At 41.7% G+C, this 12,381-nt stretch carries 10 protein-coding genes and 4 tRNA genes; 10 read left to right on the top strand and 4 right to left on the bottom strand.

Annotated elements, in window-relative coordinates; genetic code table 11:
- Positions 1–6: 6 nt before the first annotated feature.
- Entirely contained in the window at positions 7–735 is a 729-nt protein-coding gene (cmoA, locus tag EES38_RS16305; protein WP_124938280.1) for a carboxy-S-adenosyl-L-methionine synthase CmoA, read from the bottom strand.
- A 112-nt stretch (positions 736–847) separates the two neighbouring features.
- A complete protein-coding gene (locus tag EES38_RS16300; protein ID WP_124938279.1) occupies positions 848–1,717 on the bottom strand; it encodes a DUF72 domain-containing protein in 870 nt (289 codons plus the stop codon).
- 297 nt (positions 1,718–2,014) lie between these two features.
- Here EES38_RS16300 and aspS point away from each other — a divergent pair, with 297 nt between their 5' ends.
- Entirely contained in the window at positions 2,015–3,787 is a 1,773-nt protein-coding gene (gene aspS / locus EES38_RS16295; RefSeq protein ID WP_124938278.1) for an aspartate--tRNA ligase, read from the top strand.
- 68 nt (positions 3,788–3,855) lie between these two features.
- The gene (locus EES38_RS16290) at positions 3,856–4,434 is read left to right on the top strand and encodes a thymidine kinase (RefSeq protein ID WP_124938277.1); all 579 of its coding nucleotides are present in this window, start codon (positions 3,856–3,858) and stop codon (positions 4,432–4,434) included.
- Positions 4,435–4,475: 41 nt separating this feature from the next.
- On the opposite strand, the gene EES38_RS16285 is transcribed toward EES38_RS16290, so the two are convergent.
- Entirely contained in the window at positions 4,476–5,321 is an 846-nt protein-coding gene (locus EES38_RS16285; RefSeq protein WP_124938276.1) for an NAD-dependent epimerase/dehydratase family protein, read from the bottom strand.
- 251 nt (positions 5,322–5,572) lie between these two features.
- Between EES38_RS16285 and EES38_RS16280 the strand changes: the two genes are divergently transcribed.
- From EES38_RS16280 to EES38_RS16245, 8 genes are all read left to right on the top strand, one after another.
- A tRNA-Cys gene (locus EES38_RS16280) sits at positions 5,573–5,646 on the top strand.
- Positions 5,647–5,649: 3 nt separating this feature from the next.
- Positions 5,650–5,725, top strand: a tRNA-Gly gene (locus EES38_RS16275).
- 52 nt (positions 5,726–5,777) lie between these two features.
- A tRNA-Leu gene (locus EES38_RS16270) sits at positions 5,778–5,864 on the top strand.
- 22 nt (positions 5,865–5,886) lie between these two features.
- Positions 5,887–5,962 (top strand) — tRNA-Gly (locus tag EES38_RS16265).
- 267 nt (positions 5,963–6,229) lie between these two features.
- A complete protein-coding gene (pheS, locus tag EES38_RS16260) occupies positions 6,230–7,213 on the top strand; it encodes a phenylalanine--tRNA ligase subunit alpha (RefSeq protein WP_124938384.1) in 984 nt (327 codons plus the stop codon).
- Positions 7,214–7,230: 17 nt separating this feature from the next.
- Entirely contained in the window at positions 7,231–9,618 is a 2,388-nt protein-coding gene (gene pheT / locus EES38_RS16255) for a phenylalanine--tRNA ligase subunit beta (protein ID WP_124938275.1), read from the top strand.
- 416 nt (positions 9,619–10,034) lie between these two features.
- Positions 10,035–10,334: an integration host factor subunit alpha gene (ihfA, locus tag EES38_RS16250; RefSeq protein WP_124938274.1), complete on the top strand. Its 300-nt coding sequence runs from the start codon at positions 10,035–10,037 to the stop codon at positions 10,332–10,334.
- A 72-nt stretch (positions 10,335–10,406) separates the two neighbouring features.
- The gene (locus EES38_RS16245; protein ID WP_124938273.1) at positions 10,407–10,982 is read left to right on the top strand and encodes a class I SAM-dependent methyltransferase; all 576 of its coding nucleotides are present in this window, start codon (positions 10,407–10,409) and stop codon (positions 10,980–10,982) included.
- 36 nt (positions 10,983–11,018) lie between these two features.
- Here EES38_RS16245 and purT read toward each other — a convergent pair whose 3' ends face one another.
- Positions 11,019–12,194 carry a formate-dependent phosphoribosylglycinamide formyltransferase gene (gene purT / locus EES38_RS16240; RefSeq protein ID WP_124938272.1) on the bottom strand — a complete coding sequence of 392 codons (1,176 nt, stop codon included), beginning with the start codon at positions 12,192–12,194 and terminating at the stop codon, positions 11,019–11,021.
- Between the last annotated feature and the right edge of the window lie 187 nt (positions 12,195–12,381).

The following is a 12,381-nucleotide window of genomic DNA, read 5'->3' as shown; positions in this document are numbered from 1 at the left end:
AGGAAGTTATTTTATGGCGAACATTGAGCCAAAATTAAAGCACTGAAACCAAACTTCAGCAGAATCATAACCTATATCAAGCAATCGTTTTTTATGTTCTAAAATAGAGTCAGAGCGTAGCACGTTTTCTATCGCAGTGCGTTTTTGACTTATTTCGAGTTCGCTATAACCATTAGCTCTTTTAAAATCATGATGAAGGTCTATCAATAACTCGTTGGAGGATGAATCTTCAAAAACAAACTTCTCAGAGATAATTAAAATTCCACCTTTATTAAGGCCTTTATAAATATTCTCCAGAAGGGTGTACCGATCTTCGGGAGATAAGAATTGCAGGGTGAAATTGAGTACGACTACTGAGGCATTTTCAATGTTGATATTTCTTATATCTGCTTCAATGACATCAACTGGAGTGTCCGAACGATAAGCGTTAATATGCAATTTGCAGCGCTCTACCATTGCCGGCGAATTATCTACAGCAATAATTCGACACCCGTCTTGCTGCACGTGTCGACGCATCGACAGCGTTGCCGCTCCCAGAGAACACCCAAGGTCATACAGGTTAGAATCTTTTGTAACGAAGCGTTCCGAGAGCATACCAATCGCTGAGATAATATTGCTGTAACCAGGAACAGACCGTTGAATCATGTCCGGAAACACTTCAGCTACTCGCTCGTCAAAAGTGAAGTCACCGATTTTATCAATTGGCGCTGAAAAAATGGTGTCTTTATTTGCCATTTTGAAGCCTCTAGATGAGAGTTCTGAGTGTTGGTTCAAAACCCACTCAGATAAATTAGAAAACGGCGTATTCTAGAAAAAATTCGGATCGATGTCATTAGTCTACCGACTATTAAAACATCTTTATTTGTGCATCTTTTTGACTGTTTAATAGTTCAGGCAGAGCAGGGAGGGGCAACTGGTCTGATAGTTGTTTGTAAAATGAAATCGCCAGCTCTGGCGCAAAGTCGTTATCTGCAGTATGTATCATCAAATAGGGCGTTTTCCCTGCTGATATCCATTCCGCTATTTTCGCAACCCAAGGTAGTACAAATGTTTGGTTGTCTTCGGGGGTTGGTAGGCCGATAAACCTAACCATAGGATTGTCTGAGGTCGATATTGCATGAACTGGAACTTTGGGTTTTTTCTGTTGTGCATCGGTAAGTACAGCATTATTTATTGCTGGCACCGAGAAAATAGGGCGACTATCCATGATAATCCGATCAATTTTCTTTTCTATTAACCACCGATTAAATTGCTTCTCGGATTCTCCTTTATCGAAAAAGCCGGGATGTCTGACTTCTATCGCTAAGGGTGCATGTTTAGGAAAAAAGCTAATTAGACTCTTTAATTCATTTAACATCTCTGGAGAAAAGCTTGCCGGAAGCTGAATAGTCCATAATCCAATTTTGTCATTAAGCGGATCCATGATGGAAAGGAAATCGTATAATTGTGCCTTCTTGTGTATCAGATTCCCTTCATGAGTTACTCCTTTGGGCAGTTTGAAGGTAAAGCGAAAGTCATCTGGAGTGGCATTGTTCCAGTTTTGGACAGTTGCCAACGAGGGGGTCGCGTAGAACGTCGTATTTCCTTCAACTGTGTTGAAGTAGTGAGCGTACTTATGTAATCGATCTGTGGATTTTGTCCCTGCTCCGAACAGAGACTCCTGCCAAGGGGCGTGAGACCACATCGTTAGACCCATTTTTAATGGAGCGTTTGTCATATGCTATTCGATTTACTGTTGATTTGATTTTGTAGTTATTCGAAATTTAGCGCTATAATCAGCGACAATTTTTATCATCTATACGTTAACGTTATTAGAAGCTTAAATCTGGTTGATTTTTGAGCTTAATGTCGGTTTGTTAGCCGACTGAATAGGCAGTGATAATATTTCTATATTATATTACTGCGATTACTCGAATTCATAAGCTAATAAGCGTATAACGTAGATATTGTTATGTTACCGACCCTTTTCGGTAATGGAAGTTTAAATTTTAGAGATATTATTGGGAATTTCATTATGCGTAGCCATTATTGTGGTCACCTGAACAAGTCTCTTGCGGGACAGAAAGTAGAGTTGTGCGGCTGGGTTAACCGTCGTCGCGATCTTGGTGGATTGATCTTCATTGATATGAGAGACCGTGAAGGAATTGTTCAGGTAGTTGTCGATCCAGATATGGCGGACGTTTTTGGAGTTGCAAACCAACTGAGAAGCGAATTCTGTATCCGTCTTGAAGGTGAAGTCCGTACTCGTCCTGAAAGTCAGGCAAATAAAGATATGGCAACGGGTGAAGTTGAAGTATTGGCAACCAGCCTAGAAATCATTAACCGTTCAGACGTATTGCCTCTAGACTTTAACCAGAACAACTCAGAAGAGCAGCGTCTAAAATATCGTTATCTTGATCTGCGTCGTCCGGAAATGAGTGACCGAATCAAACTGAGAGCGAAAGCATCGAGTTTTGTTCGTCGCTTTTTGGATGACAATGGATTTTTGGATATTGAAACTCCAGTTCTAACCAAAGCAACGCCAGAAGGTGCGCGCGATTATTTAGTTCCTAGCCGTGTTCATAAAGGTAAATTCTACGCTCTACCTCAATCACCACAGTTATTTAAACAGCTACTGATGATGTCTGGTTTTGATCGTTATTATCAAATTGTTAAATGCTTCCGTGATGAAGATTTGCGTGCAGATCGTCAGCCTGAATTTACACAAGTCGATATTGAAACTTCCTTCATGACGGCTGATCAGGTACGTGGCGTTACCGAACAAATGATTCGTTCAATGTGGAAAGAGCTATTGGATGTTGAATTAGGTGAGTTCCCTGTCATGCCATTTAGCGAAGCGATGAGCCGCTTTGGTAGTGATAAACCTGATCTGCGTAACCCAATGGAATTAGTTGATGTTGCTGATCTTGTAAAAGACGTTGAATTCAAAGTGTTCTCAGGACCAGCTAATGATGATAAAGGTCGTGTTGCTGCATTGAAAGTACCTGGTGGTGCTGCAATGACTCGTAAGCAAATTGATGGTTACGGTGAGTTTGCTGCTGTATATGGAGCAAAAGGTCTTGCTTGGCTTAAGGTGAATGACAAAGACGCTGGCATTGACGGCATACAGTCACCGATTGCTAAGTTCCTTAATGCAGAAATTATTGCATCGATCATTGAAAGAACAGGTGCGGACTCAGGCGACATCATCTTGTTTGGTGCGGATAAGGCAAAAGTTGTATCTGAAGCTTTAGGTGCGCTTCGTCTTAAAGTCGGTAAGGATTTTGAGATTACCAATGGTAAAGCATGGGCTCCTTTATGGGTCGTTGATTTCCCAATGTTTGAAGAAGATGATGAAGGTAACTTGGCAGCCATGCACCACCCATTTACTTCACCATTGAATGTGTCTCCAGAAGAACTGAAAGCAAATCCTGCAGCAGCAAATTCAAATGCTTACGATATGGTGCTTAACGGTTATGAAGTTGGCGGCGGTTCTGTTCGTATTCACGATGCAAAAATACAGGCAGCAGTGTTTGACATTCTTGGTATCAATGCAGAAGAGCAGCAGCTTAAGTTTGGCTTCTTATTGGATGCACTAAAATACGGTACGCCTCCTCACGCTGGTCTTGCTTTTGGTTTAGACAGACTTGTTATGTTGTTATGTGGTACGGAAAATATCAGAAACGTTATTGCATTCCCTAAAACAACTGCAGCAGCATGTTTGATGACGGATGCTCCAAGTGTTGCCAATCCAGCCGCTCTTGAAGAACTGGCTTTGTCTATCACTAAAGCAAAAGAAGATAAGTAATTATCAAAGGACGATGAAAGGTGGCTCAAGCCACCTTTTCTTTTTTTGGGCTAAAGAGAATATTCAACTTGGCACAGTTATATTTTTATTATTCTTCGATGAATGCTGGTAAATCTACCACTCTGCTTCAATCCGCATTTAATTATCAAGAGCGTGGTATGAATCCCGTTATTTATACTGCAGCTATTGATGATCGTTTCGGAGTTGGTAAAGTCAGTTCGAGGCTTGGTATAGAATCTGATGCATACTTGTTTAAGGAAGAAACTGACCTATTTGATTCAGTACAATCTTTGAATAAAGAGAACAAATGCCATTGTGTGTTAATAGATGAATGTCAGTTCTTATCAAAACAGCAGGTATATCAAATTACCGAGATCGTCGATAAGCTTAAAATTCCAGTGTTGTGCTACGGTTTGCGGACAGATTTTCGCGGAGAATTGTTTGAAGGCAGCCAGTATTTGCTCGCCTGGGCTGATAAGTTAATTGAACTTAAAACCATTTGTCATTGTGGTAAGAAAGCCATCATGGTTGTCCGTCTCGATGAAAACGGCCAACCGATTGCTGAAGGGAACCAAGTCGCAATCGGAGGTAATGATAGGTACGTATCTATGTGTCGTAAGCACTTTAAAGAAGTCTTGGGCAGGTAGTCATCGTTTCAAATGATATGAGGAAGTGATGTCTTCCTCATTCAAAGTCTCTCCTCAATCCCATCAACGGCCTCGTGAGTTGTATTAAAGCGAAAGTTAAAGCCAATATTGACGAGTCTATCACTGATAATACATTTATCCGGGACATCAACGATATCGGGTAATACGGGGTGATCTTCAATTGAAAGTGCAGCATACCGGTAAAATTCAGCCTTACTAACCGTATATGGTGTTGTAACGTTAAGTACTTCGTTGTGAACATGTGCTACAGAAAAAACAATACTTTGAATCGCATCAATTTGATGAACCATATTTGCAGGTGCCAGCGTACTCACCTTACGAAGCTTACTTATAAAGCGAGCAGGATGACGGTCAGGTCCAATAAGTCCACTCATCCTGAGAACACAGTAATCGATTCCAGAGCGAATAACTGACTCCTCTGCTTCTAATAGGATCCGTGCTTTATCCGAAAACGTCTCATCATTTAGCGCAATCCGAATATCAGCCATATCTTCTGTCATTATTTCCGCTGAATCAGGATATACCGCGGTAGAACTAATCATGATGATTTTCTTTACGTTTGTATTGGCACAGGATTCTACGAGGTTTTTCCAGTGTTTGGCATAATCAGCTCCTTTACCTTTGCGAAAACCTGGAGGAAAACAGCCTATAACACAGTCACTACCTTGTTCGTTCAGTACGTGTTGTAGATGCGTGGCGTCAGAGTCGAATTTGAATAAAAAGCCGTTTACCGATGGATAGGACTCGTTTAATTTGTTGACACCCTCTGGAGTGGTTTTCGAGGCAAAAACCGTGTGGTTTTTACTTAGAAATGCAGCGAGAGGGGAACCTAGCCACCCTGCGCCAATAACTGTTATTACGTTCATCTAACTATCCCTAAAGGGTTATCGACTGCTCATATATTAGCTTAGCGTCCGTTATTTTAATAATTGTAAATGGTGTTTTAATTCTCTTCTACGATTGATTCAGTACAGTTTTTGTCAGTTTATTCACAGTTTTATCGATATTTGACTGTAAAGTAAGCAAACGAAATAAAAATATAAAATTTATGTTGACTGAAAAGTCCGAATCCGTAGAATGCATGGCGTACCAGAGAGGGAGTCCTCGAAAAGTATAAGGCGCGTTGGCAGAGTGGCTATGCAGCGGATTGCAAATCCGTGGACCTCGGTTCGACTCCGGGACGCGCCTCCATTTGCGACACTAGCTCAGTTGGTAGAGCGCAACCTTGCCAAGGTTGAGGTCACGAGTTCGAACCTCGTGTGTCGCTCCAGACAATTCGGTATGGCTGAGACCATTAAAGCGATACTGATACGAAATTGTGTGCCCTGGTGGTGGAATTGGTAGACACAAGGGATTTAAAATCCCTCGGCGTTCGCGCTGTGCCGGTTCAAGTCCGGCCCGGGGCACCATCTTTTAAGCTCAAGAGCGATTGCGACACTAGCTCAGTTGGTAGAGCGCAACCTTGCCAAGGTTGAGGTCACGAGTTCGAACCTCGTGTGTCGCTCCAAAATATGAAGCCCCGATTTATATCGGGGCTTTTTCGTTTCTGACTATAATTCCTCTTCCCAAAAATATTCCTAATAGCTAACACGTGACTGTTTCAATAAGCTTTTCCTTGTTATAATCGATAATATTTTTCATTGTATATATCAGCTGCGCAAAGTGAGTTAGAGACTTTCTATTTACTTATTGCTGGTACCACATTCGATTTAATACTACCCGAGAAGCCCTCTAAGGGTCCTTAAAGAGACTGCCTGTGGCAGACGAGGAAACGATGCAACATCTAGAAGAGATAATTGCGAATGCAACTGCAGCGATAGAAGGTGCAGATTCGTTGAATACGTTAGACGAAGTCCGTGTTCAATATTTAGGTAAGAAAGGCGAGTTAACGTTACAGCTACAAAATCTGGGTAAGTTACCACCTGAAGAAAGACGTACTGCTGGTCAAGAAATTAATGCAGCTAAGACTCAGGTTCAGCAAGCTATTGTAGCGCGTAAAGATCAATTACAACGTGCTGAATTAGAGCAAAAATTAGCGGCAGAAAAAATCGATGTAACTCTTCCTGGACGCAAGATTGATAATGGCGGCCTTCATCCTGTAACACGTACTATCGAGCGTATCGAAAGCTTTTTTGGTGAACTTGGTTTTACTGTTCAATCAGGGCCAGAAATTGAAGATGATTTCCATAACTTCGACGCGCTGAATATTGCAGAAGATCACCCAGCTCGAACTGATCATGATACGTTTTTCTTCAATCCGAAACTGATGTTGCGTACGCACACCTCTGGTGTTCAGATTCGTACTATGGAACAAAATCAGCCGCCTTTGCGTTTTATCGCTCCTGGACGTGTTTATCGTAACGATTACGACCAAACACACACGCCAATGTTTCACCAAGTAGAAGGCATGTTGGTTGATAAAAATGTTAATTTTGCTCAGCTAAAAGGCATTTTGAACGATTTCTTATGTAATTTCTTTGAAGAAGACTTAGAAGTTCGTTTCCGTCCTTCCTATTTCCCATTTACTGAGCCTTCTGCGGAAGTGGATGTTAAAGGTAAAAATGGTAAATGGCTTGAAGTTCTTGGCTGCGGTATGGTTCACCCGAACGTATTACGCAGCGTTGGTATAGACCCTGAAGAATACACTGGCTTCGCATTTGGTATGGGCGTAGAACGTCTGACGATGTTGCGTTACGGTGTTAATGATCTTCGAGCGTTCTTCGAAAACGATTTACGCTTCTTAAAACAGTTCAAATAATTCAGGGGTAATTAAGAATGAAATTCAGCGAATCATGGCTTCGTGAGTGGGTTAACCCTTCAATTACCACTGACGAATTAACACATCAAATTACTATGGCTGGGCTTGAAGTCGATGATGTTTTACCTGTTGCAGGTACCTTCAATGGTGTAAAAGTTGGTCAGGTAGTTGAGTGTGGTCAGCATCCAGATGCCGACAAACTTCGAGTTACAAAAGTTGATGTTGGTGAAGCAGAGTTATTGGATATCGTTTGTGGTGCGCCAAACTGTCGACAAGGTCTAAAAGTCGCAGTTGCGACTGTCGGTGCTGTTCTGCCTGGCGATTTCAAGATCAAAAAAGCTAAGCTAAGAGGCCAGCCAAGTCACGGAATGCTTTGTTCATTTAGTGAATTAGGTATCGATGTTGAATCTGATGGCATCATGGAGCTGCCGGCTGATGCTGAAATCGGTCAGGATTTTCGCGTGTTCTTAGGTCTCGATGATGTGACTGTCGACGTGGATCTTACAGCGAACCGCGCAGATTGCTTCAGCATAAAAGGCTTGGCTAGAGAAGTTGGTGTGCTTAACCGCTTAGATGTCACTTATCCAGAGATTACTCCGGTATCGGCATCGATTTCAGATGAGCCTAAAATCGAAGTATTAGCACCATCTGCTTGCCCTCGTTATCTTGGTCGTATTGTTAAGAATGTCGATGTCAAAGCGACAACACCGTTGTGGATTAAAGAGAATCTGCGTCGTTGTGGCATTCGCTCTATCGATCCTGTCGTTGATATCACTAACTACGTATTGCTAGAACAAGGGCAGCCAATGCATGCGTTTGATCTTGCAAAAGTTGACGGTGGTATTCGCGTGAGAATGGCTGAAGAAGGTGAGAAGCTTACTCTTCTTGATGGAAGCGAAGTGACACTTACTCCAGACACTTTAGTTGTCGCTGACCATAAGGAAGCACTTGCTTTAGCGGGTATTTTCGGCGGAGAGCATTCAGGTGTTAATGAAGACGCTAAAGATATCCTACTAGAATGCGCGTTTTTTGCGCCAGATGCAATTCGTGGCCGTGCGCGTTCTTACGGTTTGCATACGGATTCATCGATGCGTTATGAGCGTGGTGTTGATTATTCTCTGCAGCATGACGCTATTGAAAGAGCAACTCAGCTAATTATTGATATTTGTGGTGGTGAAGCTGGTCCTGTCGTTGGTGTTGAATCGGCAAGCGACCTTCCAACCCCAAACAAAGTTGCATTACGTCGTATTAAGCTGGATGCACTTTTAGGTCATCATGTTTCTGATGAGGAAGTTGTGGAAATTCTGCAACGTCTCGGTATGACTGTTGAAACCACTGATGAAGGTTGGCTAGCAACGGCCCCAACATGGCGTTTTGATATCGCTATTGAGCAAGATTTGATTGAGGAAGTAGGCCGTATTTACGGCTATGACAATATCCCAAATCAAGCGCCTCTGGCTTCATTGAATATGAATCTATATAAAGAAGCGAACCTGCCGCTTAAGCGCGTTCGTGATCTTTTAGTGGATCGTGGTTACCACGAAGCAATTACTTATAGTTTCGTTGAACCGGAGCAGCAAAAACTGTTCGTTCCTGATGTGGAACCATTGGTGCTACCAAATCCAATTTCTGCTGATATGTCAGCGATGAGATTAGGATTGATGCAGGGGTTATTGAATACGGTTGTTCGTAACCAAAAACGCCAGCAACCAAGAGTTCGCTTATTCGAATATGGCCTGAGATTTACACCAGACCAAACTGCTGAAAATGGCATGCGTCAAGAGCCGATTCTGGCTGGCGTTATTTCGGGTACACGTTCTGATGAACATTGGAATCTTCCAAGTGAAACTGTCGATTTCTTCGATCTTAAAGGTGATTTAGAAGCGGTATTAGAATTGACTTCTAATTCTACCGGTTATGAATTTACACCAGTATCGCATCCGGCCCTTCATCCAGGTCAAAGTGCAGCAATTGTGTTTGAAGGTAAGAAGGTTGGCGTCATAGGTACTGTTCATCCGGAAGTTGAACGTAAACTAGGGCTGAATGGCAAAACCATCGTTTTTGAGCTTGAGTGGGCTGCTATTGCAACTCGTGTAGTGCCTGAGGCTGCTTCATTGAGTAAGTTCCCTTCAAATCGACGTGATATTGCTTTGGTTGTTGATGAGGATGTTGCTTCTGGTGATGTTGTTAAAGCATGCCGTGAGTCTCAGAGCTCTCTCGTTACCAATGCAAAATTATTTGATGTCTATGTTGGTAAGGGCATCGAAGAAGGTAAGAAAAGCTTAGCTATAGCTCTAACTCTGCAATCAAATGAAAGAACACTAGAAGAGGCTGATATTAGTCAGGCTGTTGATAGTGTTGTTAGTGAGATGGGAGATAAATTCGGAGCGTCTCTCAGAGATTGATGAAAATCCGTCAATTTCATTGATCAAAAACAGGCCGCAATGCGGCCTGTTTCATATTTTGTAGTTTCAAATATGAGAAGTTGTTTATATTTCATAAATTTACTTTGTTTTAATTATAATTGACTCATAAATTTACATCTTAAGCTTAATAACTATTATATTAACTAATGTTAGATTTAAATATTAAAAAATATTGATATCTTAGATAATAATTTCATTTATGACTCTTCTCTAAACTGTTCAATCATTAGTCAGTAGCACAATTTAGACAACGATCGCAACAAAAAAGTTGGCGTAAATCATAAGGTTGGCTTACACTTTTGGAGTAATACTTGTCATGGTGGTCTGACAGTAGACTATTGCTTTGGTGCTGTTTTAGAGCAGTAAAGGTTCAACATAGCTTTGAGGAAAGTTTTATGGCGCTAACAAAGGCCGATTTGGCTGAAAACCTGTTCGAAAAGCTCGAGTTTAGTAAAAGGGATGCCAAGGAAACGGTTGAGGTGTTTTTTGAAGAAATTCGAAAAGCGCTAGAAAATGGCGAACAGGTAAAACTGTCTGGTTTCGGTAATTTCGACTTGCGCGACAAAAACGAACGTCCAGGAAGAAACCCTAAAACTGGTGAAGATATTCCTATTTCAGCTAGACGTGTAGTAACGTTTAGACCGGGTCAAAAATTAAAAGCCCGTGTAGAAGGTATCGAATCAGAAGAAGAATAATCGGGTAGAGTAGAAAGAGTAGTCAAGAAAGAGAAAAAGGCCTTAACTGGCCTTTTTGATTTATGTTCAATTATGACAAAAGAAGAATGGTTTTCGTATTGGGCTCAAGAAGGGCAACACAATAGTAGTACCCAGTCTTCAGTGTGTACTGAAAGAGTATGGGATATCGTTAGTCCGAAAAGAGAAGATACGATTTTGTATCCTTTGTGCGGAAAAGGCGTTTTACTTGACTGGTTAATGGAGCGTCACTCGAATGTTACGGCAATTGAGCTTAGTGACATACCGGTAAAATCGTTTTTTTCACAGAGATTCTATCTCCCGACTGTAACGCAGATTGACTCTTACACTACCTTATATCAGTTTGATGAACTGAGTTTATACGTGGGCGATATCTTTCATGTGCCGCTAAGTCGTTATGATGTCGTTTATGAGCAGGATGGCTTTGATAGTTTAGATGAGTCTGAGTGGCCTCTTTACGCGCAGAAACTGGAGAGTTTAGTCGCGGAAAGTGGAAAGTTGTGCATTGTTTTTGGGAAAGAGCGTGCCTTTTCTCCCGTAAGAGGCAATGTCTTTTTTGGACATTTGAACAGAACAGAAATTCGCATCAACGATACTCAAGAGTTGGTATGGATAATAACGCTTGATTAATTACAAGGCTCATCGCGCAGATGAGCCTTTTTGTTTTTAGTAAATAATCTTTATTTTTGCTGCAGATTCAAGCGCGTTTGCTTTTGCTGATTCAGTGCTCTCTGCAATCGCTGTTACCACGCCTAGTCTGCGTCTGCCATTAATATCAGGTTTACCAAACAAACGTAGCTGAGTGTCAGTTATCGCTAATGCTTCATTGATCCCATCAAATTGAATATTATTCGATTTACCATTACCCAGCAGAGCAACGGATGCTGCAGGCGCTAATTGAGTGATCGGTCCAATAGGCATGCCTAGAAAGGCTCTGACATGAAGTGCAAACTCAGATAAGTTTTGTGAAGCAAGAGTCACAAGTCCAGTATCATGTGGACGAGGAGAAACTTCGTTAAAAATTACATCGTCACCTTTTATGAATAATTCCACGCCAAATATGCCGTGGCCTCCGAGAGCATCAACCACTTTGCCAGCGACTTCACGAGCTTTATCTTTCGCCTTTTCTGACATTTGCTGTGGCTGCCATGATTCACGATAGTCCCCGTCTTCCTGACGGTGGCCAATGGGTTCACAGAAATGGATACCATCAGCTGCTCTGATTGTTAATTGTGTTATTTCGTAGTCGAAGTCGATGAAGCCTTCAACAATGACACGACCGGCACCAGAACGGCCACCTTCTTGAGCATAATTCCAAGACTTATCAATGTCTTGTTCAGACTTAATGACACTCTGTCCTTTACCTGAGGAACTCATAACAGGCTTGACGACGCAAGGTATACCAACAGAGGTGACTGCAGCGCGAAAGTCTTCATAATTATCCGCAAATGAAAAAGGAGAGGTTGGCAAGCTCAACGTTTCTGCTGCTAAGCGACGAATACCTTCACGATTCATTGTCAGTAAAGTTGCATTCGCTGTAGGAACAACATTAAAACCTTTCGCTTCGACTTCAACCAGTACTTTAGTTGCTATTGCTTCTACTTCAGGAACGATAAAATTGGGTTTTTCTTCTTCGATTACTTTACGTAATTCATTCTCATCGAGCATGTTGAATACACGTGAACGATGAGCAATTTGCATTGCAGGGGCGTTTTCGTAACGGTCGCATGCAATAACTTCGATTCCTAAACGCTGACATTCGATGGCAACTTCCTTGCCCAACTCTCCTGAGCCCAGAAGTAATACTTTGGTTGCTGAATTTGCTGTCGCAGTCCCTAACATAGCTGATACCTTTGAGATGATTTTAACCGGGAGAGATGATACAGAAAAAAAATCTTTAAGCAAACGTTTGCGTTGCGGTAAAATTTAACTGAAATATCACGTAAATGATAGTATTGTTAAAAACTTACGGCATTTATAGAATCAGTATCAATACCTGATCATTGATACTTGCTAAGATGTGATGACT

This window comes from Vibrio viridaestus (assembly GCF_003856525.1).
GTDB classification, from domain to species: Bacteria; Pseudomonadota; Gammaproteobacteria; order Enterobacterales; family Vibrionaceae; genus Vibrio; species Vibrio viridaestus.
This window is presented reverse-complemented; position numbering and strand designations above follow the sequence as displayed.